Raw genomic sequence first — 23,835 nt, 5'->3', positions numbered from 1 at the left:
ACGTTACCCGCGCGCTCATGGCGATGTGCCATTGGGCGCAAGCTTAGAGGGGCGACTTCAGGGAAAGTTGTGACTTTCGTCACCCGGTGAGGCGAGCGGAGCGGGCTTGGCGATGAGTCGAGCCGGGTTTCGCTTCGGCTCAGGTCAGGTACTTGAGTTTTTCCTTGTAGCTGCGCGACAGCTTGACCGTGTGGCCGCCTTCCAGGGTCAGGAAGTACTCGCCGTTGATATGCGATTGCATGGCGGTCACGCGGTTGACGTTGACGATGGTGGAGCGGTGGATGCGCTGCAGGAAATCGGCCTCGAGTTCGCTTTCGAGTTCCTTCATGGTCTTGCGCATGATGTGGGTCTCGCCGTCGGCGTGGACGCACATGTAGTCACCCGCGGCATCGATCCACTCGATGTCCTGCTGGCGCACCCAGGTGGTCTTGCCGCCGTCGCGGATCGCCAGCTTGGGCAACTCTTTCGGCTTCAGGCCGCCGGCCAGCGTGTCACCCAGGTCCTCGACCTGTGGAATCGGCTGGCCGGTGAGTTCACCCAGCAGCCGCAGCAACAGGTTCTTCTGCGACTGGGCCCGGCGCCGTCCCAGCCTGGAGCGAACTTTTTCCAGGGCCTGGTCCAGGCGTTCGTCATCAATGGGCTTGAGCAGGTAATCGACGGCGTTTACCTCGAAAGCGTCGATGGCGTATTCGTCGTAGGCGGTCACGAACAGGATGGCGGGCAGGTCGTCGTTGCGCAGTTCGCGGATGACCTCGAAACCGTTCATGCCCGGCATCTGGATGTCGAGAAACACGACATCGGGGTGGGACTGGCGAATCTTCTCGACGGCTTCGCGGCCATTGCGGGCCTCGCCGATGATCTGGATGCCGTCGCGCTTGTCCAGGCGATGCCTGAGACCACGCCGTGCGAGCGCCTCGTCGTCGACGATCAGGGCATCCAGCGTTCGGGTTGCAGCGTCAGTCATCGGGATAACGTGGCCTCGTATCCGGAATCACGGTACCCGGGCTTCCCCCCCGGGGGTGCGCCGCGTACACAACGGCGCGGAGGCAAAGCTTACCACTTTCGAAATCTTCTGCGCAGTTGGATGGCTTCGGCCAGGTGCGCGTCGGATATTTCCGCCGCGTCTTCCAGGTCGGCCACGGTGCGCGCCACCTTGACCACCCGCAGGCAGGCACGCGGTGACAGCCGCAGCTGGCCGGCGGCTTCCTCCAGCAATCGCTTGGCCCGTGCCGGCAGCGCGCAGAAGCGCCTGACGTCCGGTGCCGCCAGGTGCGCGTTGGGCCCGGCACCCCGTTTGAGCTGACGCTCGCGCGCGGTGATCACGCGTTCGCGGACGGCGGCCGACGGCTCGCCCCGTTGGCGACCGGGTGGGGCGGGGCCGGTTTCGCCGATGCCGATGACGGGTCGCTCGGGTTGCGGGACATCGACACACAGGTCGATTCGGTCGAGTAGCGGGCCGGACACCCGGGCTCGGTAGCGCGCCACCTGGTCGGCGCTGCAACGACATGCCCCCGAGGGGTCGCCGGCGTGGCCGCAGGGGCAGGGGTTCATCGCGCACAGCAACTGGAACCGGGCCGGAAACTCGGACTGTCGCGTGGACCGGGAAATGACAATGCGACCGGACTCCAGCGGTTCGCGCAGGACCTCGAGCGCGTGGCGGTTGAACTCCGGCAGTTCGTCCAGGAACAGCACGCCGTTGTGGGCCAGCGAGGCCTCGCCGGGGCGCGGTACCGGTCCGCCGCCCACCAGCGCGATGCCGCTGCAGGTGTGGTGCGGCGCCCGGAAGGGGCGCTGCCGCCAGCGTTCGGGGTCAAGCCCCGCGCCGCTGATGGACGCCAGTGCCGCCGTCTCCAGGGCTTCCGCCGTGGTCATTGGCGGCAGGATGCCGGGTAGCCGGCTGGCCAGCATGGTCTTGCCGGTGCCGGGCGGGCCGGTCAGCAGCAGGCTGTGCATGCCGGCGGCTGCGATCTCCAGCGCACGGCGGGCGCCGGGCTGGCCCTCCACGTCGGCCAGGTCCGGATGAATGACCGGGTTCGACGCGCTAGCGGGGCGAACATCGCGGAGCTTGCCGCGGCCGGCCAGCCACAACGACACGTCGGTCAGCGACGACGCCTGCAGCCGGGTGCCCCGGTCGAGCAGGGCGACTTCGGCGGCATTGGCGCCCGGTGCGACGATGGCATGACCGGCGTCCACGGCGCGCAGCGCGGCCGGCAGCGCCCCGCGAACCGCGCGCAGTTCGCCGCCCAGGGACAGTTCACCGATGAACTCGGTCTGCTCCAGCCGGGTCGCGGGCAGCTGCCTGGAGGCGACCAGGATGCCGATGGCAATGGGCAGGTCGTAGCCGCCACCACTCTTGGGCAACTCGGCAGGAGCAAGCGAGATGGTCACCCGGCGCTGCGGCATGTCGAAACCGGAGTTGCCGATGGCGGCACGCACGCGGTCGCGGGACTCGCGCACGGCGGCCTGTGGCAGGCCAACAACGGATACGCCGGGCAGCCCCCCGGCAAGGTGGACTTCGACGCAGACTCCCGGGGCGCGGATATCCGCGCTGGCCCGGGTGATGACTCGGGCAAGGCTCATGGCGCCCAGCATGCCCGTTCGGCCGCGCGGCGACGATGGGCGTCTGCCCCGTTGGCTTGTAGGAAAGCGCCGCGTTCGCGCGGCGCCGGTGGTCAGCTGTCCTTCTGGCTTTCCAGCGCCGCCAGTCGCTGCTCCAGAGATGCCAGCTCGGCTTTCGCCCGGTCCAGCGCGGCCTTCTGGATATCGAACTCCTCGCGCGTGACCAGGTCCATCGCGCCCAGGCCCTTGCTCAACACGCCACGAAACTGCTTCTCCAGGTCATCGCGCATGCGCCGTGCGCCGGGGGGCAGGGCGTCGCCGAGTTTGCGGGCCAGTTCATCAATTTTCTGCATGTCGATCATGGGGTCTCCAGGCCGGGTTCCGGCGCGACCGCTTGCCCAGCGGCGGGGGGCGCATTAAAGTCCGAGGCATCCTTAGGCAATGGGGCCCACGGGGGTTCGTATCAATGAAGATGATAACCGCGATCATCAAGCCGTTTAAGCTCGATGACGTTCGTGACGCGCTGGGAGAGATCGGCGTTCAGGGCATGACCGTGACCGAAGTCCGGGGTTTCGGGCGACAGAAGGGTCACACCGAGCTGTACCGGGGCGCCGAGTACGTGGTCGATTTCCTGCCCAAGCTGAAGCTGGAAGTCGCGATCGCTGACGAGCAGGTCGAGGCGGTGATCGAGGCGATTGCCGAGTCCGCGGCATCGGGGCGTATCGGCGACGGCAAGATCTTTGTCACTGACCTGGAACGGGTGCTGCGCATCCGTACCGGCGAAGAAGGCGACCAGGCCCTGTAGGCGCGCCGGGCCGATGGCCGGCATTCGTTTCGTCGACGGATGCGGCCAATTCAGCCGAACGGTGGTCGTTTCCGCCAAGTTTCTACCGATTCGCAGAAACTATTTCCGTCCCCGAAGCGTCTAGTACCCGTAGTGGCCCTGGTCCGGCCCCGCCCGGGCCTGGCTGGCACGACATTTGTATAAACTTCGATCAATGACAGGACAGTGAAGAGGACAGCGTGACCCAACCGGCCGACGACGGCCAGGGAACGGTTCACCGGAAACGGTTTATGGGGGATCAACAATCATTTTTCTCGGCGGTGATGGGCGAACTGACCCGCCGGAAAGTGCTCCGCACCATGGGTGGCTACGCGGTTGCCGTGTTCGTTGTGCTGCAGCTGATGGACGCCGCGGTGGAGCCGCTTCGGCTGCCGGAATGGTTTCCGACGCTGGTCGTGCTGGCGCTGATCCTGGGTTTCCCCATCGTGTTCGTCCTGGCCTGGCAGTTCGACCTGACCGGCAAGGGCGTGCGCATGACCGAGTCCGCGCGGTTGCTGCGGCCGGGCCAGACACTGGCGCTGTTCAGCTTTATGCTGGTGGCCACCGGTGCGCTGGGGCTGGGCTTCTACCAGTATTATTCCGGCGTGTTCGAAGATGCGACCTCCGCACCGGCGGCGGAAACGCAGGTCGCGCATGACTACAGCGCACCGGAAAACTCCATCGCCGTGTTGCCGTTTGTCGACATGTCGGCCGGTGGCGACCAGGCCTACCTGTCCGATGGCATGGCCGAGGAAATCCTCAACCTGCTGGCCGGGGTGGAAGGTCTTCGCGTGGCCGCCAGGACCTCGTCTTTCGCGTTCCGCGGCGCCGAAGAAGATATCTCCAGGATTGGCCGTGCCCTCAATGTACGTTCGGTGCTGGAGGGCAGCATCCGGACATCAGGCAACAAGATCCGCCTGACCGCCCAGCTCATCGATGTCGAAAGCGGATTTCACATCTGGTCGAAGAACTACGACGCCGAGCTCGATGATGTGTTCGCCATGCAGGATGAAGTGGCCAGCGCGATTGCCGGCGAGCTGGTGGATTCATTCGACGGCCTGGCGGTAAGCCCGGCCACGCGGCCCACCAACCTGGCCGCCTTCGAGGCCTATCGCACCGGCCGCCTGCACTGGTGGCGCCGGTCGCCTTCCGAACTGCAGCAGGCCATCCAGCTGTTCGCTGACGCGCTCGCGCAGGACGCGCAGTTTGCGCCCGCCTACGCGGGCATGGCCGATTCCTACATCCTGTTGTCGATGTACGGCAACCTGGACCCCATCGAGGCGGTCGAAACCGCGCTGGGTTATATCGACAAGGCGCTGGCCATCGACCCGGAATCGGCAGAGGCCTTTGCCGCCCTGGGGCTGGCGCGGTCCGAGATCGACCAGCTGGATGCCGCGGAGTCGGCATTGCGCCAGGCCATCCGCCTGGACGAGGACTACATCCCCGCACGCCTGTGGCTGTCCACGCTGTTGGGCCAGCAGGGCCGGGTGCAGGAGCAGAGCGTTGTCCTGCGCGAGGCCATGACGCTGGACCCGCTGAACGAATTGCTGGTGCTGAACTACGCGTTCAACCTGGACAAGCTGGGACGCGCCGACGAGGCGCTCGAGGTGGTCGGCAGCCTGCTGCAGATTCGCCCGGATTCCACCACCCTGCTGCGCTCGCTGTCCGGGCTGGCCATGGGCAACGGCCGGCTGGTCGAGGCCTGGGAGTATGCCAGCCGGGCGTATGACCTTGATCCGGACAACCCGGTCATCGCCCAGCAGTTGGCGTCCACGTGGATTGAGCTGGGTGAGACCGATCGTGCCGAGGCGCTGTTGCAGGAGGCGATGTCGGCCGCGGCCGACAACATGGACCTGAAGGCCCAGTACCTGAACCTGCTGTATATCGAGCATCGGCTGGAAGAGGCCGAACGCGTGGTGCAGGAAATGTTCGGCCCGGAAGTCGACCAGTTGCCGGAAAACTTCCAGCGCCAGTACCACTTCCAGATGGGCCTGATCCGCATGATCGCCGACGACATGGATCGCGCGCTGGCCGAGTTCGAGCAGGCCCTGGCGCCGGATACCGGGCACCTGTCCGATGGCGATGAGTTGTTCACGCTGGGGATGGTCGCCTACCTGCAACAACTGGCCGGCAACGAGGCCGAGGCCAACCGCCGGGTCGAGCAGGCCGAGCGCTGGGCGCGTCGTGCGCGGATCAATGGCCTGGATGGCTCCAACCTGTATTACAGCGAATCGATCCTGAGCCTGCTTCGCGGCAACGAGGAGCAGGCCATCACCAGCCTGGAAGAGGCCTACAACCGCGGCTGGCGCCAGGCCTGGGTGCTGGACCTCGATGGCCGCCTGGATCCGCTGCGGCAGCACGCGGGCTTCATTGCGCTTGCGCAGCGCATCCGAGATGACGTGGCGTCGGCGCGGCGCGAAGTGCTCGACCTGGCCATGCCGCTGGTGTCGTCCTGAGTGCGGCGGCCGCCGCGGTCGTTGCTCAGTCCCGGGTGTACCGGCTGTCCACCCATCGCCGGTCGGCGATGCTGGCGACATCGTCGTAGGCGTTCGAGCGATCGATATCCGGAAGGTCGGGCAGGTCAGTTGCCGGCGCCTGGTAGTCGAACAGCGAGAGCAGGTGCGAGATGCAGTTCAGGCGCGCTTCTTCCTTGACGTTTGAATCGACGATGTACCACGGCGCGTGGTCGGTATCGGTATGCTCGAAAATGTCATCGCGGGCGCGCGAATAGTCGTACCACTGGCGGTGGCCCGCGGTATCCATCGGGCTGAGTTTCCAGTGCTTGCGCGGGTCCTCGATGCGTTCTTCCAGCCGTTCGCGCTGGGTCTCCTGGGAAATCTCCAGCCAGTACTTGACCAGGTGGATGCCGGAATCGGTGACCGCGCGCTCGAATTCGGCGCACTCGCGCAGGAACAGCTTGATCCGGTCTTCCTCGGTAAACTTCATCACCCGTTCCACGCCGGCACGGTTGTACCAGCTGCGGTCAAACAGCGTCACCTCGCCGGCGGCCGGGAAGTGCGGAATGTAGCGCTGCGGATACCATTGCGTGGCTTCGCGGTCGGAGGGTTTTGGTAACGCGACGGTCTGAAACACGCGCTGGCTGACGCGCTCGGTGATGGTCGCGATCATGCCGCCCTTGCCGGCGGAATCCCGGCCCTCGAAGACCACGATCACGCGCTCGCCCGTTGCTTTCAGCCAGGACTGGAAGCGGCACAGTTCGACCTGCAGGTCGTAGATCAGGTGCTTGTACTTTTCGCCATTGAGTTCCATGCGCCGATGGTAGCAGAAGCCGTTCAGACCCCGGCGAATTCCGTGGCGTCGCCCACCCAGCGCCGGACCAGGCCGTTGACCTGGTGAGGATGGTTGTCCAGCAGTCCGTCGGCGATCTCCTGCACCGTGTTGAGCAGGCCGGCGTCGCGGCCCAGGTCGGCCACGCGGAACTGCAGCATGCCAGTCTGCCGTGTCCCCAGGACATCGCCCGGCCCGCGCAGTTCGAGATCCTTCTCGGCGATACGGAAGCCGTCTGTCGATTCACGCATGATGTCCAGTCGTTGCCGCGCCAGGTCGCCCAGGGGAGGGTCATAGATCAGCACGCAGGACGACTGTTTCGCGCCCCGACCCACGCGGCCCCGTAGCTGGTGCAGCTGTGACAGCCCCAGCCGTTCCGCGTTCTCGATGATCATCAGGGTGGCGTTGGGGACGTCCACGCCCACCTCGATGACCGTGGTGGCGACCAGCAGGTCGATCTCTCCCGCCTTGAACGCCAGCATCCGGGCCTGCTTGTCGGCGGCCTTCTTGCGCCCGTGCACCAGGCCGACCCGTAACCCGCCCAGCGCATCGCGCAGTTCCAGTGCCACGGCTTCGGCGGCCTGGGCCTGCACGGCGTCGGATTCCTCGATCAGCGTGCATACCCAGTAGGCCTGCCGGCCGGACTCGCAGGCGGCGGCGACCCGGCGGATGATTTCGCCGCGCCGTTCCGCCGACAGCACGGCCGTGGTCACCGGTGTGCGGCCGGGTGGCAACTCGTCGATCACCGACACTTCCATGCCGGCGTAGGCGGTCATGGCCAGCGTACGGGGGATGGGCGTGGCGGTCATGATCAGCTGGTGCGGGCGCAGCGCGCCAGCCTCGCCCTTGCGCATCAGCGCCATGCGCTGGTGGACGCCGAAGCGGTGCTGCTCATCGACGATGACCAGGCCCAGACGGGCATACTCGACGCCGTCCTGCATCAGGGCGTGGGTGCCCACCACCAGCGGCGCGCCGGCGGCGATCGCTTCCAGCACGCTGGCGCGCGCCTTGCCCGTGACCTTTCCACTCAGCCACGCGGGCTCAATTCCCAGTGGCCGCAGCCAGTCGCCGAACACGCGCAGGTGCTGCTCCGCCAGCAGTTCGGTCGGTGCCATGACCGCCACCTGGTAACCGTTGACGATGGCGCGCAGCGCCGCCAGCGCGGCCACGACCGTTTTGCCCGAGCCGACATCGCCATGCACCAGCCGCAGCATGGGGTGACGGCCGGCCAGGTCGGCGCGGATCTCTTCGCAGACCCTTGCCTGGGCCCGGGTCGGTTCGAACGGCAGTGCGGCCAGGAATTGCCGCTCCAGCTCACCGTCCTGGTCGAGCCGGGGCGCATCGTGGGCACGCTTGCGGCGGTTCAGCAGGCGCATGGCCAGGTGATGCGCCAGCAGTTCTTCGATCGCCAGCCGTTGCTGCGCCGGGTGACGGCGTTCCACCAGGGCGGCGACGTCGGCATCCGGGGGTGGGCGGTGGATGTAGTTCAGCGCTGACTCCAGCGACATCGGCCGCTGGCCGGTCATGGCGTTTTCGGGCAGCAGTTCCTGCAGCGCCAGCTTGCCTTCCGCCAGTTGGGCCAGGGCCTGGTCGGTCAGCCGGGTCCAGGTGGACTGGCCAATGCCCTCGGTGCTGGGGTAAATGGACGTGAGCCGGTCGGCCAGCGGTTTGCTTTGGCCTTCCCGTAAAAGGCTGTACGTGGGGTGGACCATTTCCAGGCCCTGGAAGCCGCCACGCGCTTCGCCGTAGCAGCGCACGGTCGCTCCGGTCGCGAACTGTTGCTTCTGGCGGGCGGTGAAATGGAAAAACCGCAGGGTCAGGCGGCCGGTGCCGTCACTGATCGACACCACCAGCATGCTGCGCCGTCCGCGCACGATGGCGGCATGGTCCACGCGCCCTTCCACCTGGGCCGGCGCGCCGGGCAGCAGCTCGCCGATGGCCCGCAGGCGGGTGCGGTCTTCATAGCGCAGCGGCAGGTGAAACAGCAGGTCGCGGACCTGGTGCAGGCCCAGGTTCGCGAGCCGCTCGGCCATTTTCGGCCCGACCCCGGCCAGGGCCGTCAGGTCATCCGCTTCAGGCATTCGCCGCGAGTACGGCTTCCATCTCCACGACCACGCCGCGCGGCAGTGCCGCCACGCCCACGGCGGCGCGCGCCGGGTAGGGCTGGGTGAAGTACTCGCCCATGATCTCGTTGACCACCGGGAAATCACCCATGTCGGTCAGGAACACGTTCAGCTTGAGGATGTTGTCCAGCCCGCCACCGGCCGCCTCGCAGACGGCGGACAGGTTGTCGAACACGCGCCGGACCTGCGCGGCGATGCCGCCGTCGACGACCTCCATGGTGGCGGGGTCCAGCGGGATCTGGCCGGACAGGAATACCAGGTCGCCGTGACGGACGGCCTGGGAGTAGGTGCCAATGGCCGCCGGCGCGGCAGCGGTATGGATGACGGTCTTCATGCGATGATTCGGCTCACTTTGAGGACATTACGGTTGCGGCGCAGGCGACGCATCACCCGGGCCATGTGGTCGCGGTCTTCAACGCTGATGGTGAAGTTCAGGGTGGCGGTTTCCGGGTTCGACTCGGGTTGTTCCACCCGTTCGATGTTGGTGCCGGCCTCGTTCAGCGTGGCGGTCAGGCTGGCCAGCACGCCAGGGACATTGCGTGTGACCAGGCGCAGTGCCACGCGGTACATGCCATGAGTCAGCGGCGCCCACTGCACCACCAGGCAGCGGTCCGGATGCTTGCGCAGTTCACGCATGTTGCGGCAGTTGGCGCGATGGACGACCACGCCCTTGCCCGCCGAAACGAAGCCGACGATGGGGTCGCCCGGCACCGGGTAACAGCAGGCGGCGAATTCAACGGCGCTGCCTTCAAGGCCGGCGATGGTCAGCGCCTCGGCGGCGCCGTCGGTGCTGGTCGAATCCGGGGCCAGCTTGGCCGCCACCACGCCGGCCAGCAGGTTGCCCAGGGCCAGGTTCGTGTACAGGTCTTCGTGACGCTCGAAATGGTTGTCCGCGACCAGGCCGTCGATCAGGTTCTGCGGGACATCCGTCACCGAGGTGCCGCGCGCATTCAGTGCGGTCTCCAGCAGGTGCATGCCCAGCGCCACGGTGTCTTTCTGCTCCAGGCTGCGGATGTAGTGCCTGATGGCGGTGCGCGCCTTGGCAGTGGCGACGAAGTCGAGCCACTCGGGCACCGGGTGGGCGTCGGCGCTGGTGACCACCTCGACGGTCTGGCCATGCGCCAGGTGTGTCGACAGCGGCACTTCGACCTTGTCCACCAGGATCGCGCTGGTGTGGTTGCCGACGTCCGTGTGGATGGCGTAGGCAAAGTCCAGCGCCGTGGCGTTACGGCGCAGGTCGATGATCTTGCCTTTCGGCGTGAACACGAAGATATCGTCCGGGAACAGGTCCGACTTGGCGCCGTCCAGGAACTCCATGGAATCGCCGGTATGGCGCTGCACGTCGACCAGCTGCATCAGCCACTCGCGGGCGCGCACCTGGGCCGAAACGGAACTGCTCTCGCCGGACTTGTACTGCCAGTGCGCGGCCGCGCCCTTCTCGGCGGTGATGTCCATTTCCTCGGTGCGGATCTGGATCTCCACCGGCAGGCCGTACGGGCTCGACAGCACCGTGTGCAGCGACTGGTAGCCATTGGCCTTGGGCAGGGCGATGTAGTCCTTGAAACGCCCGGGCTTGGGCTGGTGCAGCGCGTGCGCCGCACCCAGGGCCATGTAGCAGTGTGGCTCGGAGTGCGTGATCACGCGAAAGCCGTACACATCCGTGACTTCCGAGAACGACAGGTCGCGCGACTGCATCTTGCGGTAAATGCTGTACGGCGTCTTCTCGCGCCCGAGCACGCGGCAGGGCACGCCGACCTCGCTCATCTTGCGCTTCAGCGCCTTGCGGATGGTCTCGATCACCTCGCGACGGTCGCCGGTGACCTCCTGGACATGCTCGGCGATGGTGCGGTGGCGCCATGGGTGCCGGTGTGCGAATCCCAGGTCTTCGAGCTCCGACTTGAGCGTGTTCATGCCCAGCCGGTCGGCGATGGGGGCGTAAATGTCCAGGGTCTCGCGGGCGATGCGGCGGCGCGAGTCCGGCGACATCGAGCCCAGGGTGCGCATGTTGTGCAGGCGGTCGGCCAGCTTGATGAAGATCACGCGCAGGTCGCGCGACATGGCCAGCAGCATTTTGCGGAAGCTCTCCGCGTCCGCCTCGTGGCGGGTGCGGAACTTCATCTTGTCGAGCTTGGTGACACCGTCGACCAGGGCGGCGATCTCGTCGCCAAACTGGTCGGCGATCTCACCCTTGGTCAGCGGCGTGTCTTCGATGGTGTCATGCAGGATGGCCGCGGCCACGCTCTGGTGGTCCATGCGCAGGTTGGCGAGGATTCTCGCCACCGCCACGGGGTGCATGATGTACGGCTCGCCCGTCTTGCGGGTCTGCCCTTCGTGGGCGCGGGCCCCCACTTCGAAGGCCCGGAGTATGACGGCGACCCGGTCGGGTTCCAGGTAGGTATTCAGCAGGTCCCTGAGTTCGAGGACCGATTCCGGAAAGCTCGAGGTCGCCAGCACGTTACGGATCAGTCACTCAGAGAGTGGGATCCTCGTCGGTATCGACCGCCTCGAATACCTGGGCCGCCTCGATTTCCGCCTGCAGCACGTCCACCTTTTCGGCGTCCATCTGGCCGCCGGCGATTTCGCGCAGCGCGATCACGGTGGGTTTGTCGTTTTCTTCCTCGACCATCGGCTCCGCGCCGTGGGCGATCTGGCGCGCGCGACGGGTCGCGGTCAGCACCAGTTCAAAGCGGTTATCGACGTTGTCGAGACAGTCTTCTACGGTAATTCTTGCCATGGGTCTTTCCTGATACGGTGATTTGCGCACAAAACGCAGGGTCGAATCGGTCAATTTTATCCGTTTTCAAGCAGTTCCGCCAGCAATGCCTCGTGGCGCGGTCCGCCCGGCGGATGGCCGTGCCGGCAGGCCTCGATTATCGTGCCCAGTTCCGCCAGCGCGGCGTCGAAATCATCGTTGACGACGACGAAATCGAACTCGCCGCAATGCGAGATTTCCGCGCGGGCTTTCTCCATGCGCCCGGCGATGACTTCGGCGCTGTCCTGGCCGCGCCGGCCCAGGCGCTCACGCAGCGCCGCCAGTGACGGCGGCAGGATAAATATGCCGTGACAGCCGGGGAAGCGCTCGCGCACCTGGCGGGCGCCCTGCCAGTCGATTTCCAGGATCACGTCGCGGCCGCTGTCGAGTACGGCACGGGTCGTGCCTTCGTGGGTGCCGTAGCAGTTGCCGAAGACATTCGCCCACTCCAGGAACTCGCCCGCCTCGACCATGCGCGCAAAGGCCTCCGGCGCGGTGAAGTGATAGTGCCTGCCGTCGACTTCGCCGGGCCGGGCCGGGCGGGTGGTGTAGGACACCGAGAGCGCGAGTTGTTCGTCGCTGTCGACCAGCGCGTTCACCAGGCTGGTCTTGCCGGCGCCGGATGGCGCGGCGACCACGAACAGCTCACCGCTACTCGACATTCTGGACCTGCTCGCGCATCTGATCGACCAGCACCTTCAGCTCCACGGCGGCCTGGGTGGTGCGCGGGTCGACGGACTTGGAGCTCAGCGTGTTCGATTCGCGGTTGAATTCCTGCATCAGGAAATCCAGGCGGCGACCCACCGGGTCGTCCTGGCCCAGGGTGCGGGTGGTCTCGGACACGTGGGCATCCAGGCGGTCGAGTTCCTCGTCGACGTCCATCTTCTGCGCCAGCACCGCGACTTCCTGCTCCAGGCGGTCGGCGTCGATGTTCTGTGCCAGTTCGGCCACGCGGTCGCGCATGCGCGACCGCAGCGCGTCGCGGATGTCCGGCAGCCAGGAACGGATCTCGCCGGTCCAGTGGGCGATGCCGTCCAGGCGCTCGCGCAACATGCCGTCAATCTGGGCGCCCTCGCGCTCGCGGGCCGACCGCAGCTTGACCGCGGCTTCCTCGAGCAGTTCAAGGGCGGCGGCCTGCAGTGGTGCCGGGTCGGGCAGTTGCTCGGTGACCAGCCCCGGCCAGCGCATCAGCGCGCTCAGGTCCGGCGCCTGGTCCAGGCCCGCCGAGGCGGCCAGGTCGGCATGCATTTTCAGCAGGCCCGCGGCCATGTCACCGTTCAGCTCCAGGCGCGCGCCGCTGCTTCCCGGGGCCTCGTGGTAGCGCAGGGTGACGTCGATCTTGCCGCGCCCGACATGTTTGGCCAGGCACTCGCGTACCTTGGGTTCGAGCACCCGGAACTCCTCGGGCAGGCGCATGCCGAACTCCAGGTAACGGTGGTTTACGCTGCGCAGTTCCCAGCTCAGCCGTCCGAAAGGGTAGTGGCGTTCCAGGCTGGCAAAGCCGGTCATGCTCCTGATCATGGTGGTGTCCGCTTGGTCGGGGGTGGCACAATGTTACCGGCGCGCCGCGTGGCGGGGAACCCGCAATGGTCCGGCCCGATGAGCGCGCTTCCTGAATCACAGCACCTGGAGGCCCCATGAGACCCAGCGGCAGAGCGGCGGACGAGCTGCGTTCCGTCAGTATTGAGCGAAACTTCACCATGCATGCCGAGGGCTCAGTCCTGATCAGCTGCGGAAACACGCGGGTGCTGTGCACCGCCTCGGTGGAAGAGAAGGTGCCGCCGTGGCTGCGTGGCAAGAACGAAGGCTGGGTGACTGCGGAGTACGGCATGTTGCCGCGCTCCACCGGCAGCCGCATGCGCCGCGAGGCCACCGCCGGCAAGCAGGGCGGCCGGACGCTGGAGATCCAGCGCCTGATCGGCCGTTCGCTGCGCGCGGTGGTGGACCGTCGCGCGCTGGGTGAGCGCACCATCACGCTCGACTGCGATGTGCTGCAGGCCGATGGTGGTACCCGTACCGCGGCCATCACCGGTGCCTACGTGGCCCTGGTGGATGCCTGCAACGGCCTGGTGCAGAAAGGGCGGCTGAAATCCAGCCCGGTGCACGGTCAGGTGGCGGCGGTCTCGGTCGGCATCTTTGGTGACACGCCCGTACTTGACCTGGATTACCCGGAAGATTCTGGCGCGGAAACCGACATGAACGTGGTGATGAACGACGGCGGCGGTTTCATCGAGTTGCAGGGCACGGCGGAGGGACATGCATTCCGGCGTGACGAACTCGACGCGCTGGTCGACCTGGCCGAGAAGGGTATCCGCGAACTGATGGTCGCGCAGGATGAGGCGCTGGCGTGAGCGATGGCGCCGCAACGCCGGTGGAGCTGGTGCTCGCCAGCGGCAACGCCGGCAAGCTGAAGGAACTGGCGGCCATGCTGGCGCCACTGGGCTACCACCTGCGCGCGCAGTCGGACTGGGATACCCCGGAAGCGCCGGAAGACGCGCCCACGTTCATCGAAAATGCCCTGCTGAAGGCCCGTAACGCTTCGCGCCATACCGGTCGCGCGGCAATTGCCGACGACTCCGGCCTGGTGGTTCCCGCGCTGGGCGGCGAGCCCGGTATCTTCTCCGCGCGCTACGCCGGCGCCCATGGCGACGATGCGGCCAACAATGCGCGCCTGCTCGAGAACATGAACGGCCTGGCGGGCGACGACCGCGCGGCCTACTTCTTCTGCGCCGTGGTGCTGACGCGTTCGGCATCTGACCCGGCCCCGGTGCTGGCGACGGCGCGCTGGCACGGCCATATCCTGGCCGCGCCACGGGGCAAGGGCGGCTTCGGCTACGACCCGCTGTTCCGCGTGGGCGGGCGAGACGAGACCTCGGCCGAGCTCGACCCGGCGGAAAAGAACCGGCTCAGCCATCGCGGCCAGGCCGTGCGCGCCCTGGTGGCCGCGCTGGATGCCTGAAACCGCGTGTCCGCCGGTCTCTCCCTTCCGCCGTTGGGCCTGTACGTGCACCTGCCCTGGTGCGTGCGCAAGTGCCCTTACTGCGACTTCAATTCCCACGCCCTGAAGGGGGAGCTGCCCGCGGAAGACTACATCCGCGCCCTGCTGGATGACCTGGAACAGGACCTGCCGCTGGCCTGGGGCCGGCCGGTGTCGAGCGTGTTCTTCGGCGGCGGCACGCCCAGCCTGTTCAACGCAGCGCAGATGGATGAGCTGCTATCGGGCATCCGCGCCCGCATTGCCCTGGCACCCGGCTGCGAGGTGACACTGGAGGCCAACCCGGGCACCGTCGAGCACGACCGTTTCAGCGCCTACCGCGACGCCGGCATCAACCGCGTGTCGCTGGGGGTGCAGAGCTTTAACGATGCCCACCTGAATAAACTGGGCCGCATCCACGGCTCGGCCGAGGTCGATCGCGCCATCGGGTCGCTGCACGACGCCGGCCTGGACAACTTCAACATCGACCTGATGTACGCCCTGCCGGGGCAGACCGTGGTGCAGGCGCTCGAAGATATCGATCGTGCCGTGGCGGCGGCGCCGGCCCACGTGTCCCATTACCAGTTAACCCTGGAGCCGAACACCGCGTTCGCCGCGGCGCCGCCACGTGGCATTCCCGACGACGACACCAGCTGGGACATGCAGGAGCAAAGCGCGGCCCGGCTGGTCGAGGGTGGGTTTGCGCAATACGAGGTGTCGGCCTGGGCCAGGCCCGGGCAGTCGAGCCGCCATAACCTGAATTACTGGCGCTTTGGCGACTACCTGGGCATCGGCGCCGGCGCGCACGCCAAGCTCACCGACCCCGCCGGCGGGCGTATCCTGCGACTGGCCAAGTCGCGGCACCCGAAGCGCTATCTCGCCGGTGACCGGCTGGCCGAAACCCGTGAAATCGACGTGGAAGAGCGCGTTTTCGAGTTCTTCCTGAACGGCCTGCGCCTGCGTGACGGCTTCGCCCGCGATGCATTCGAGGCCCGGACCGGGCTGGGCTGGGAGACCGTTGCCGATCGCGTCGGGCAGGCGGTCGAACGCGGCCTGCTTGAGCCTGGCGGCGCGGGTTATGCGCCGTCCGCGCTGGGCTGGCGTTTCGTCAACGACCTGCAGGCGCTTTTCCTGCCCGGAAAGGACTGATCATGGGCGTGGAAAATGCTTGTGTCGGGTGGCGTTTGCCGTTAATATGCCCGGCTCTCTGAAACCCGCGATTGCAGGAATGACGTCATGAAAGCTGGCATTCACCCTGAATATCGTAAGGTGGTCTTCCAGGACGTGTCTTCGGACTTCTCGTTCCTGACCCGCTCTACGATGAACACGAACGAAACCATCAAGTGGGAAGATGGCGAGGAATACCCCCTGATCAAGGTGGATATTTCCAGTGCATCCCACCCGTTCTACACCGGCAAGCACAAGGTGCTGGATTCCGGCGGTCGAGTCGACCGCTTCAAGCGCCGGTACCAGAAGTAAGGTTCCGATCACGCAAAAGCCCGGCATGGCCACCGCCTGCCGGGCTTTTTTAAGTTAATTTGCAGGAGTTGTCCGTGTCCGACAAGCCCGTCATTCTCACCGATGAAGCTTCCGGTAAGTCCGTCGAACTGCCCGTTATCCGTGGTGCCGAAGGCGAACCCACGCTGGCCATCAAGGGCGTGCCGAAAGAACTGGGGTATTTCACCTACGACCCCGGTTTCACCGCCACCGCCAGTTGCTCCAGCGCCATCACCTTCATCGACGGCGGCAACGGCATCCTGCGTTACCGTGGTTACCCCATCGAACAGCTGGCCAAGCAGTCCAGCTTTATCGAGGTGGCGTACCTGCTACTGAACGGCGAGCTGCCCAACCGTGCGGAGTTCACCGAGTTCCGCAAGGACATCACGTACCACACGATGGTGCACGAGAAGCTGAACAACTTCATGGCCGGCTTCCATTACGACGCGCACCCGATGGCGATGATGTCCGGCGTGGTGGGCTCGCTGGCGTCGTTCTACCACGACCGCCTGGACATGCGTGATCCCGAACAGCGGATGCTGGCGGCCAAGCGCCTGATCGCCAAGATGCCGACCATCGCGGCGGCCTGTTACCGCCACCACATGGGCTGGCCGTCGTCCTACCCGCAGAACCGCCTGGGTTACACCGAGCGCTTCCTGGACATGATGTTCAGCGTGCCGGCCGAGGACTACCAGGTCAGCGAAGTGGCCGCCCGTGCCATGGACCTGCTGTTCATCCTGCACGCCGACCACGAGCAGAACGCCAGCACCTCGACGGTGCGCCTGGTGGGCTCCACCGGAGCCAACCCGTACGCCTGCGTGGCCTCCGGCATCGCCGCCCTGTGGGGCCCGGCGCACGGCGGCGCCAACGAGGCGGTGCTGACCATGCTGGAACAGATCGGCGATGTCTCGCAGATCGGCAAGTACATCAACAAGGCCAAGGACAAGAACGACCCGTTCCGCCTGATGGGCTTCGGTCACCGCGTGTACAAGAACTTTGACCCGCGCGCGGCCATCATCCGCGAAGCGGCGCATGCCGTGCTCGACGACCTGGGCGTGTCCGATCCGCTGATGGACCTGGCCCGCGAGCTGGAGCAGATCGCGCTGAAGGACGACTACTTCGTCGAGCGCAAGTTGTACCCGAACGTCGACTTCTACTCGGGCATCATCTACAAGGCGCTGGGTATTCCCACCAGCATGTTCACGGTGATGTTCGCGATCGCGCGCACCACGGGCTGGGTGGCGCACTGGCTGGAACAGAGTGCCAACCCCACGCCCATCGGCCGCCCGCGCCAGGTGTACACCGGCGCGACCGAGCGCAACTACGTGGGTATCGACAACCGTTGATGCCCCGCCGGTGGCCTGGGCAGGTGATGCTCAGGCCGCCAGCAGTTCTTCCACTTCCGGCAGGCCCGCACGTTTTTGCGGGCGCCCGTCCACGGGGCTGGGTGGCGCCTGGCGCAGGTCCACGGTGCCAAACAGCGCCAGTTCGACCGACACCCCTTCAAACTCGGTGACCAGCAACTCGATGTCGCGGAAGCTGCCATCGTGCCAGCGGATTCGCCGCTGTTCCTGGTGAAACGGCACGCCGATTTCCAGCAGGTAGAGAATGACCATGTCCGGCGGGTCGTTGAACAGCTGCAGGGAAATCCTCGAATGACTGTCGGCCGTGCCATCGAGCACGGGGCCTACCAGCCTGGGCCGGTAGCTTTCCAGGTTGCGCATCAGCCCGGCTGCGGTCGCGCGCAGGGACTGTAATTGCTCTGAGTGGGATTCTCCGCCATAGAAGCCCTGGTAGGCGCGCAGGGCTTCCTCGACCTCGATGTTGCTGGGCAGGGCAACGCGCGGATTGACGCCGATGCGTTCGGCGGCCTTGCGCTTGGCCATCTTGAAGTTGTGCTGGCCCTCGGTGGCCATGATGCGGGCCGCCTCGATGGCGACGTCGCGGCGCAGCATCTGCAGTTTCCGCATGCTGCGGGAGACACGGGCGCCGCCGTTGTCCTGGCGGTCAATAGATGTCGTACGGGTCCTCTTCCTGCGCGGCATCCTGACGGACTCCTTGCTGGTGATCTTCCATGTCGGGAAGATGCCCTGCCTCGAATACTTCCATGATTCCACCCGGACTTTCAAGTGCCGCGAGCAAACCGGTATCCGGATTGATCTTGGCCTGCACCAGGCCGGGTGGCAGCGGTGCCGGTGTATCAGGGACACCCTCGAGCGCCACGCGCATGAAATCGATCCAGATGGGCAGGGCGGCGCGGCCGCCCACTTCGGCCCGGCCCAGCGGGTCGTGACTGTCGAAGCCGACCCAGACGGTCGTGACCAGTTCGCTGTTGTAACCCGAGAACCAGGCGTCGCGCTGGTCGTTGGTGGTGCCGGTCTTGCCGGCCAGGTCGTTGCGCCCCAGTTCCATGGCCTTCTTGCCGGTGCCGCGGCGGATCACGTCCATCATCATCGAGCGCACCAGGTAGGCGTTCTGCTCGGATATCGCGCGCGGCGCCGGTTCGATGGGCAGGTTGTCGGGCACTTCCGGCCAGGCCTCGGGCGCCAGGTCGTCATCGAGTTCGTCTTCGCCGGTCACCGCGGCTTCCAGCGGGCGGTAGTCCGGCGTCGGGTCGATGGCGGCCGCGTTGCCGTCCGCGTCTTCGTGGCCGGTATCGGCGGGCTCGGCGAGCGGCGCCGCGGCCAGCGCATCGGCCATGGCCTTTTCGCAATCCGGGCAGACGGTGGGCGGGTTGGCGCGGTAGATCACGCGGCCATCGTCATCCTCGATGGTGTCGACAAAGTACGGGTCGACGCGATAGCCGCCGTTGGCAAACACGGCGTAGCCGCGGGCCATGGACAGCGGCGGCAGGTCCGCAGTGCCCAGCGCCATCGACAGGTTGGCCGGCAGGGCGCCGACATCGAAGCCGAATTCGCTGATGTATTCGCGCGCGTAACTGATGCCGATATCGCGCAACAGGCGAATGGAAACCAGGTTGCGTGAGTTCACCATGGCCTCGCGCAGCCGGGTGGGGCCGAAAAACTTCTCGCTGAAGTTCTGCGGCTTCCAGGTGCGCTCCAGTTCCGTGTCTTCGAACACGATGGGCGCGTCGTTGATCAGGCTGGCGGTGGTGAAGCCGCGCTCCAGCGCCGCCGAGTAAACGAACGGCTTGAACGACGAGCCCGGTTGGCGGACGCTCTGGGTAATGCGGTTGAACTTGCTGCGCGAAAAATCGAAACCGCCGACCAGTGCGCGAATCGCGCCGTCGTCCGGGTCGATGGACACCAGTGCCGCTTCCGCGTCGGGAACCTGGCCCAGCTGCCAGCGGCCGTCGTCCTGGCGCCGAACCCGCACGATGTCACCCGGCTGGACCACTTCGTCGACCGTTTTCGGATCCACGCCATAACGGTCACGGCTGATGAATTTTTTCGCCCAGGCCATGTCTTCCAGCGCCAGGGCCACGGTCTGCCCGTCGGCCAGGTAGACCAGCGCCGATTCGGCGTCGGCCTCGGTGACCAGACCGGGCACCAGGCCCGCGACCGCGCGGTAGGGACTGAGGGCCTCGTCCCAGGCGGCCGGCCCGGTGGCCGTGCCCAGGTCGATGCGCGCTTCTGCGCCGCGGTAGCCGTGGCGGTGGTCGTAGTCTTCCAGCCCGGCACGGATGGCCTCGTTGGCCGCCGCCTGCATGTCCGACCGCACCGTGGTGAAGACCCGGTAGCCACCGGTGTAGGCCTCTTCGCCCATGCGCCCGTAGACTTCGGCGCGGACCATTTCGGCCAGGTAGGGCGCGCTGACCTCGGTGGTGGCGCCGTGGTAGAAGGCGTTGTCGGCTTCGGCCACGGCGGCGTCGTGCTCAGCCTGGCTGATGTAGTCCAGTTCCAGCATCCGCGACAGCACGTAATTGCGCCGTTCCAGCGCACGCTCGGGCGAGGTAATGGGGTTGATCCTCGAGGGCGCCTTGGGCAGCGCGGCGATCATCGCGCTCTGCGCCAGCGTCAACTGGTCCAGGGTCTTGCCGTAATAGACATCGGCCGCGGCACCGACACCGTAGGCGCGGTGCCCCAGCAGGATCTTGTTCAGGAACAGCTCGAGAATCTCGTCCTTGGTAAATTCGCGCTCGATCTTCAGCGCAAGGAAGATTTCCTTGGTCTTTCGGGTAAAGGTTTTTTCCAGCGTCAGGAAGTAATTCCGCGCCAGCATCTGCGTGATGGTACTGCCGCCGATGGATTTTTCACCCGTGGTCGCCAGTGTCCACACGGCCCGGGTCAGGCCCTGCCAGTCGACACCCGGGTGCTCGAAAAAGCGCGCGTCTTCGCCAGCGATAAAGGCGTACTTCAGGTTGTCCGGGACGTCTTCAATGCGAACCGGGATGCGGCGTTTCTCGCCGAAGACATTGATCAGCTTGCCGTCGGCGCTGTACACCCGCAAAGGGACCTGCAGGCGAACGTCCCTGAGGGCTTCGACGTCGGGCAGGGTGGGCGCGATGGTGTAATAGACCGCGCCCAGCGCGATGGCGCCGACCACGATTCCGAGCACACCCAGCCGGAAAATCCATTTCAATAGTTTCTTCAATCCGTTAACCTGCTATGCTAGAGACGCGATGAACAGGAAGTTCTCGCGGTCATTGTGCCCTCTGGGGCGCTGAGATGACAGTCGAAACGGGCACAGTCGAAGGATAAGGATGTCATTGGGGGATAATCGTGTGCTGCTCACCTGAACACATTCTTAGACTCCAAGTCGGCGCCAGGTTCCGTCATGCGGAACTTAACCCGTGGCATGCCCGTGCGGCACAAAATTCATGCAGCGGGCATTGAGAATAACGGGGCTTTCTGTTAAAAACGATTTAAGAAAGTTTCAATAAACCATTGGGCCTAAAGCCTTATGGCACAAAATTAAGGGATTAAAGCGTTGAAACTGTTCGGGAACAAAAAGGCGCCAGTGATTGGGCTGGACATCGGATCTTCCTTTGTTCGTGCCCTGCAGCTGTCGGAAACGGGGGGTGGATTCCGGGTCGAGCACTTCGGCATGGAGCCACTGCGGGAAGGTGTTGTCGTCGACAAGTCCGTACAGGACATCGAGGCGATATCCAATGCCATTGAGCGCGCCGTACGCAATTCCGGTACGCGGACCAAGGTCTGCGCTATTGCCGTATCCGGCCCCGCGGTATTCACCAAGACCATCTCACTGCCTTCCGACCTGGCCGAGTCCGATGTCGAAAGCCAGGTGCAGATCGAGGCCAACCAGTATGTCCCCTACCCGCTCGACGAAGTGAGCCTGGACTTCAATGTCCTGGGCCCGTCGGCGCGTAACCCGGACCTGGTCGATATCCTGCTGGCCGCGAGCAAGAGCGAAAACGTCGAGAGCCGCCAGGACGCCCTCGAGTCCGCCGGCCTGGTCGCCCGGGTCGTCGATGTCGAGGCCTTCGCCATCGCCAATGCCTTTGACCTGATCCGCGAGCGTGACCACCTGAGCAAAAACGAAGCGGTCGGTATTTTCGATATCGGTCGCGACCTGACGACGCTGCTGGTGATTCGCGGCGGTCGCGTCATTTACACGCGTGAGCATCCCTTCGGCGGTCACCAGCTGCTGGAAGAGGCCATGCGCCGCTATGACATGACGCCGGAGCAGGCCAGCTTCTTCGAGCGGGGTGAAGATGGCCCGGAAGACTTCGAAAGCGAAGTGCTCGAGCCGTTCCAGCTGAACATCGTCCACCAGGTCAGCCGCGCACTGCAGTTCTTCGCTTCGAGCAACGAATACTCACCCATCAGCACCATCTACCTCGCGGGCGGCACCGCTTCGCTGAAGGGGCTGGCGCCGATGGTCCAACAGGAATTGGGCCTGACCACCCGCGTGGCTGACCCACTCTCCGGAATGGATATCGCGCCGTCGGTGGCCGTGTCCGCGCTCAAGCGCAACACGCCCAGCCTGATGGTCGCGCTTGGCCTGGCACTGCGGGGGTTTGACTGATGGCAAGAATCAATCTCTTACCGTGGCGCGAGGAACAGCGGCAGGAGCGCCAGAAGAAATTCATGGTCTCCGCGCTGATGACGGCCATCCTGGGCGTGGTCCTGGTGTTCATCGTCGGCATGTTCTTCGACCAGCGCATTGCCCACCAGGAAATGCGTAACCGCACCATCCAGGCGGAGATCGCCCGCCTCGAAAGCCAGATTCGCAAGATCGAACAGCTCGAACAGACCCGCGCACGGCTGCTGTCACGCAAGCGCATTATCGAGCGCCTGCAGGCCAGCCGCTCACTCACCGTGGAGTTGCTTGACCAGCTGGCCAAGACCATCCCGGTGGGCATTACGCTGAATTCGATTACCCAGCAGGGCATGGCCGTGTCGCTGGCCGGCACCAGCCAGTCCAACGCCCGCGTCTCCGCCTACCTGCAATCGCTCGCGGACAACGACCTGTTTGTCGAGCCTGACCTTTCAATTGTTCGCGCGGCGGATCGGCCGGCCAGTTCGGTCGAGCCCTACGATTTTGAGATCCGCGTGAAACTGCGGCCCATCGCCGAGGAAGAAGACGTTGCCGTCGGCGCCGGCACAGGGGGGGCGCAGTAATGTTGGAAGATCTTCGCAATACCGATTTTTCGGATATTGGCAGCGCGACGCCCGCGGTACGCGCGTTCCTGCTGGTATTGATCCTGGTTGTCCTGCTGGTGGCGGGTTATTTCCTCCTGGTCAAGGAGAAGACCGAGGTGCTCGAGCGTGTCGAGCAGCAGGAATTCGCCTTGCGCTCCGACTTCGAGGAGAAACAACGTAAGGCGGCTAACCTGCCGGACTACGAGCAGCAGCTCGAAGAAATGCAGGAGTTGCTGGAAACCATGTTCCGGCAGCTTCCGGGCAAAACCGAGATGGACAAGTTGCTGGTCGATATCTCGCAGACCGCGCTGGCGGCCGGTATCGATGTCCAGCTGTTCGAGCCGCTGGCAGAAGTGCAGCAGGACTTCTACGCCGAACGGCCAATCTCCATTCGCATGATGGGTAATTTTCATGAGTTTGGTGAGTTCGTCAGCGGTGTGGCCGGCCTGCCCCGAGTGGTCATCCTGACGATGCACAATGTTTCGCTGCGTCGGGCCACGGGTTCCGCCGCCGCCGAAGGACGCCTGATCCTCGAGGGCCAGGTGAAGACCTACCGATACCTGGATGAAAACGAGATTAGCCAGGCCCAGGCCGGAGGTGCGCAATGAAGTCCGTCAACCGCACCATGACCCGGGCGCTGCTTGTGATCACCGCGACCACGGTTCTTGCTTCGTGCAGCCGCGACATGGGCGAGCTTGAACAGTACATCGCCGAGGTCAAGGCGCGACCAGCGCAGCCGATTCCGCCGATTCCGCCGGTGAAGACCTACAAGCCGTACGCCTACGAAGGCACCAATGGCCGCGACCCGTTCCAGTCGTCAACCAGCCAGGGCCGTGAATCAGCCGCGGCATCGAGCGGCGACGCCGATGGTCCGAAGCCCGACTTCGACCGGCCCAAGGAATACCTTGAACGCTATGAACTCGATACGCTCACCATGGTGGGCACGTTCAGCCGCGACAACGCGTACTGGGGACTGGTTCGTGATCCGGATGGCGTGGTTCATCGCGTGACCGTGAACGATTACATGGGCAAGAACCACGGCCGGATCGTCCAGATCACGGAAGCGGCTATCGACTTGTCCGAATTTATCCCGAACGGGGACAGCGGATGGCTGGTGCGCGAAGCATCCATCGCGCTTGAAGGGAACTGAACAGCAGGGAAGCGCTGATAACGCGTGGCCCGAAATGAGGGTAATGCAATGACCAATAACAGGATCGCGGCAGCAACATCGCCGACCGACATGTGGGGAAGGA

At 65.4% G+C, this 23,835-nt stretch carries 23 protein-coding genes; 11 read left to right on the top strand and 12 right to left on the bottom strand.

The genetic code is table 11. From position 1 onward, the window contains the following. Positions 1-139: 139 nt before the first annotated feature. The 3 genes from F3N42_RS08140 to F3N42_RS08130 all read right to left on the bottom strand — a co-directional run bounded on the left by F3N42_RS08140 (position 140) and on the right by F3N42_RS08130 (position 2,921). Positions 140-964 carry a LytR/AlgR family response regulator transcription factor gene (locus F3N42_RS08140; protein ID WP_150863938.1) on the bottom strand — a complete coding sequence of 275 codons (825 nt, stop codon included), beginning with the start codon at positions 962-964 and terminating at the stop codon, positions 140-142. An 89-nt stretch (positions 965-1,053) separates the two neighbouring features. Further along, the gene (locus tag F3N42_RS08135) at positions 1,054-2,580 is read right to left on the bottom strand and encodes a YifB family Mg chelatase-like AAA ATPase (RefSeq protein WP_150863937.1); all 1,527 of its coding nucleotides are present in this window, start codon (positions 2,578-2,580) and stop codon (positions 1,054-1,056) included. Positions 2,581-2,672: 92 nt separating this feature from the next. Beyond that, positions 2,673-2,921: an accessory factor UbiK family protein gene (locus F3N42_RS08130; protein WP_150863936.1), complete on the bottom strand. Its 249-nt coding sequence runs from the start codon at positions 2,919-2,921 to the stop codon at positions 2,673-2,675. 104 nt (positions 2,922-3,025) lie between these two features. Here F3N42_RS08130 and F3N42_RS08125 point away from each other — a divergent pair, with 104 nt between their 5' ends. Together F3N42_RS08125 and F3N42_RS08120 are read left to right on the top strand one after the other, a co-directional pair. Continuing rightward, complete coding sequence (locus tag F3N42_RS08125; RefSeq protein ID WP_150863935.1) at positions 3,026-3,364, top strand: P-II family nitrogen regulator; 339 nt, start codon at positions 3,026-3,028, stop codon at positions 3,362-3,364. Positions 3,365-3,633: 269 nt separating this feature from the next. Then, positions 3,634-5,838 carry a tetratricopeptide repeat protein gene (locus tag F3N42_RS08120; RefSeq protein WP_150863934.1) on the top strand — a complete coding sequence of 735 codons (2,205 nt, stop codon included), beginning with the start codon at positions 3,634-3,636 and terminating at the stop codon, positions 5,836-5,838. A 25-nt stretch (positions 5,839-5,863) separates the two neighbouring features. Here the strand turns inward: F3N42_RS08120 and ppk2 are convergent, their stop codons facing one another. Genes ppk2 through F3N42_RS08085 form a run of 7 tightly spaced genes read right to left on the bottom strand, consistent with a single transcriptional unit; the run spans position 5,864 to position 13,066 of the window. Then, the gene (gene ppk2, locus F3N42_RS08115; protein ID WP_150863933.1) at positions 5,864-6,652 is read right to left on the bottom strand and encodes a polyphosphate kinase 2; all 789 of its coding nucleotides are present in this window, start codon (positions 6,650-6,652) and stop codon (positions 5,864-5,866) included. Positions 6,653-6,675: 23 nt separating this feature from the next. Beyond that, positions 6,676-8,751 carry an ATP-dependent DNA helicase RecG gene (gene recG / locus F3N42_RS08110; protein ID WP_150863932.1) on the bottom strand — a complete coding sequence of 692 codons (2,076 nt, stop codon included), beginning with the start codon at positions 8,749-8,751 and terminating at the stop codon, positions 6,676-6,678. Beyond that, the gene (locus F3N42_RS08105; protein ID WP_150863931.1) at positions 8,744-9,127 is read right to left on the bottom strand and encodes a RidA family protein; all 384 of its coding nucleotides are present in this window, start codon (positions 9,125-9,127) and stop codon (positions 8,744-8,746) included. Before F3N42_RS08105 ends, recG begins: the two co-directional genes overlap by 8 nt. After that, positions 9,124-11,247 carry a RelA/SpoT family protein gene (locus tag F3N42_RS08100; RefSeq protein WP_224784815.1) on the bottom strand — a complete coding sequence of 708 codons (2,124 nt, stop codon included), beginning with the start codon at positions 11,245-11,247 and terminating at the stop codon, positions 9,124-9,126. The genes F3N42_RS08105 and F3N42_RS08100 overlap by 4 nt, the downstream gene beginning before the upstream one ends. Positions 11,248-11,263: 16 nt before the next feature. Further along, a complete protein-coding gene (gene rpoZ, locus F3N42_RS08095; RefSeq protein WP_150863929.1) occupies positions 11,264-11,527 on the bottom strand; it encodes a DNA-directed RNA polymerase subunit omega in 264 nt (87 codons plus the stop codon). 56 nt (positions 11,528-11,583) lie between these two features. Then, on the bottom strand, positions 11,584-12,207 hold the full coding sequence (gene gmk / locus F3N42_RS08090; RefSeq protein WP_150863928.1) for a guanylate kinase: 624 nt from the start codon (positions 12,205-12,207) through the stop codon (positions 11,584-11,586). After that, positions 12,197-13,066 carry a YicC/YloC family endoribonuclease gene (locus F3N42_RS08085; RefSeq protein ID WP_150863927.1) on the bottom strand — a complete coding sequence of 290 codons (870 nt, stop codon included), beginning with the start codon at positions 13,064-13,066 and terminating at the stop codon, positions 12,197-12,199. Before F3N42_RS08085 ends, gmk begins: the two co-directional genes overlap by 11 nt. Before the next feature lie 116 nt (positions 13,067-13,182). Between F3N42_RS08085 and rph the strand changes: the two genes are divergently transcribed. The 5 genes from rph (at position 13,183) to F3N42_RS08060 (ending at position 17,362) form a co-directional block, all read left to right on the top strand. Continuing rightward, entirely contained in the window at positions 13,183-13,896 is a 714-nt protein-coding gene (gene rph, locus F3N42_RS08080) for a ribonuclease PH (RefSeq protein ID WP_150863926.1), read from the top strand. Next, positions 13,893-14,504, top strand: a complete 612-nt coding sequence (gene rdgB / locus F3N42_RS08075; RefSeq protein WP_224784814.1) for an RdgB/HAM1 family non-canonical purine NTP pyrophosphatase — start codon at positions 13,893-13,895, stop codon at positions 14,502-14,504. Before rph ends, rdgB begins: the two co-directional genes overlap by 4 nt. Positions 14,505-14,510: 6 nt before the next feature. After that, positions 14,511-15,668, top strand: a complete 1,158-nt coding sequence (gene hemW / locus F3N42_RS08070; RefSeq protein WP_150863925.1) for a radical SAM family heme chaperone HemW — start codon at positions 14,511-14,513, stop codon at positions 15,666-15,668. A gap of 87 nt (positions 15,669-15,755) precedes the next feature. Continuing rightward, positions 15,756-15,998 (top strand): type B 50S ribosomal protein L31, encoded by a 243-nt coding sequence (locus F3N42_RS08065; protein WP_150863924.1) that lies wholly within the window; start codon positions 15,756-15,758, stop codon positions 15,996-15,998. A 74-nt stretch (positions 15,999-16,072) separates the two neighbouring features. Beyond that, the gene (locus F3N42_RS08060) at positions 16,073-17,362 is read left to right on the top strand and encodes a citrate synthase (RefSeq protein ID WP_150863923.1); all 1,290 of its coding nucleotides are present in this window, start codon (positions 16,073-16,075) and stop codon (positions 17,360-17,362) included. Positions 17,363-17,392: 30 nt separating this feature from the next. Here the strand turns inward: F3N42_RS08060 and F3N42_RS08055 are convergent, their stop codons facing one another. Beyond that, entirely contained in the window at positions 17,393-18,061 is a 669-nt protein-coding gene (locus tag F3N42_RS08055; RefSeq protein ID WP_150863922.1) for a nucleotidyltransferase, read from the bottom strand. Beyond that, positions 18,024-20,570: a penicillin-binding protein 1A gene (locus tag F3N42_RS08050; protein ID WP_150863921.1), complete on the bottom strand. Its 2,547-nt coding sequence runs from the start codon at positions 20,568-20,570 to the stop codon at positions 18,024-18,026. The genes F3N42_RS08055 and F3N42_RS08050 overlap by 38 nt, the downstream gene beginning before the upstream one ends. Before the next feature lie 336 nt (positions 20,571-20,906). Here F3N42_RS08050 and F3N42_RS08045 point away from each other — a divergent pair, with 336 nt between their 5' ends. Genes F3N42_RS08045 through F3N42_RS08030 form a run of 4 tightly spaced genes read left to right on the top strand, consistent with a single transcriptional unit; the run spans position 20,907 to position 23,732 of the window. Continuing rightward, positions 20,907-21,965, top strand: a complete 1,059-nt coding sequence (locus F3N42_RS08045; protein ID WP_150863920.1) for a pilus assembly protein PilM — start codon at positions 20,907-20,909, stop codon at positions 21,963-21,965. Further along, positions 21,965-22,561 carry a PilN domain-containing protein gene (locus tag F3N42_RS08040; protein ID WP_150863919.1) on the top strand — a complete coding sequence of 199 codons (597 nt, stop codon included), beginning with the start codon at positions 21,965-21,967 and terminating at the stop codon, positions 22,559-22,561. Before F3N42_RS08045 ends, F3N42_RS08040 begins: the two co-directional genes overlap by 1 nt. After that, entirely contained in the window at positions 22,561-23,190 is a 630-nt protein-coding gene (gene pilO / locus F3N42_RS08035; RefSeq protein ID WP_150863918.1) for a type IV pilus inner membrane component PilO, read from the top strand. Before F3N42_RS08040 ends, pilO begins: the two co-directional genes overlap by 1 nt. Continuing rightward, entirely contained in the window at positions 23,187-23,732 is a 546-nt protein-coding gene (locus F3N42_RS08030; RefSeq protein WP_150863917.1) for a pilus assembly protein PilP, read from the top strand. Before pilO ends, F3N42_RS08030 begins: the two co-directional genes overlap by 4 nt. The last annotated feature ends 103 nt before the right edge of the window (positions 23,733-23,835 follow it).

It is taken from the genome of Marinihelvus fidelis, from assembly GCF_008725655.1.
Lineage (GTDB): Bacteria > Pseudomonadota > Gammaproteobacteria > Xanthomonadales > SZUA-36 > Marinihelvus > Marinihelvus fidelis.
This window is presented reverse-complemented; position numbering and strand designations above follow the sequence as displayed.

Excerpts from the sequence above, each read along its gene's own strand:
- F3N42_RS08140 (WP_150863938.1), bottom strand. The coding sequence starts at position 964 with ATGACTGACGCTGCAACCCGAACGCTGGATGCCCTGATCGTCGACGAC.
- F3N42_RS08135 (WP_150863937.1), bottom strand. The coding sequence starts at position 2,580 with ATGAGCCTTGCCCGAGTCATCACCCGGGCCAGCGCGGATATCCGCGCC.
- F3N42_RS08130 (WP_150863936.1), bottom strand. The coding sequence starts at position 2,921 with ATGATCGACATGCAGAAAATTGATGAACTGGCCCGCAAACTCGGCGAC.
- F3N42_RS08125 (WP_150863935.1), top strand. The coding sequence starts at position 3,026 with ATGAAGATGATAACCGCGATCATCAAGCCGTTTAAGCTCGATGACGTT.
- F3N42_RS08120 (WP_150863934.1), top strand. The coding sequence starts at position 3,634 with ATGGGGGATCAACAATCATTTTTCTCGGCGGTGATGGGCGAACTGACC.
- ppk2 (WP_150863933.1), bottom strand. The coding sequence starts at position 6,652 with ATGGAACTCAATGGCGAAAAGTACAAGCACCTGATCTACGACCTGCAG.
- recG (WP_150863932.1), bottom strand. The coding sequence starts at position 8,751 with ATGCCTGAAGCGGATGACCTGACGGCCCTGGCCGGGGTCGGGCCGAAA.
- F3N42_RS08105 (WP_150863931.1), bottom strand. The coding sequence starts at position 9,127 with ATGAAGACCGTCATCCATACCGCTGCCGCGCCGGCGGCCATTGGCACC.
- rpoZ (WP_150863929.1), bottom strand. The coding sequence starts at position 11,527 with ATGGCAAGAATTACCGTAGAAGACTGTCTCGACAACGTCGATAACCGC.
- gmk (WP_150863928.1), bottom strand. The coding sequence starts at position 12,207 with ATGTCGAGTAGCGGTGAGCTGTTCGTGGTCGCCGCGCCATCCGGCGCC.
- F3N42_RS08085 (WP_150863927.1), bottom strand. The coding sequence starts at position 13,066 with ATGATCAGGAGCATGACCGGCTTTGCCAGCCTGGAACGCCACTACCCT.
- rph (WP_150863926.1), top strand. The coding sequence starts at position 13,183 with ATGAGACCCAGCGGCAGAGCGGCGGACGAGCTGCGTTCCGTCAGTATT.
- F3N42_RS08065 (WP_150863924.1), top strand. The coding sequence starts at position 15,756 with ATGAAAGCTGGCATTCACCCTGAATATCGTAAGGTGGTCTTCCAGGAC.
- F3N42_RS08055 (WP_150863922.1), bottom strand. The coding sequence starts at position 18,061 with ATGCCGCGCAGGAAGAGGACCCGTACGACATCTATTGACCGCCAGGAC.
- F3N42_RS08040 (WP_150863919.1), top strand. The coding sequence starts at position 21,965 with ATGGCAAGAATCAATCTCTTACCGTGGCGCGAGGAACAGCGGCAGGAG.
- pilO (WP_150863918.1), top strand. The coding sequence starts at position 22,561 with ATGTTGGAAGATCTTCGCAATACCGATTTTTCGGATATTGGCAGCGCG.
- F3N42_RS08030 (WP_150863917.1), top strand. The coding sequence starts at position 23,187 with ATGAAGTCCGTCAACCGCACCATGACCCGGGCGCTGCTTGTGATCACC.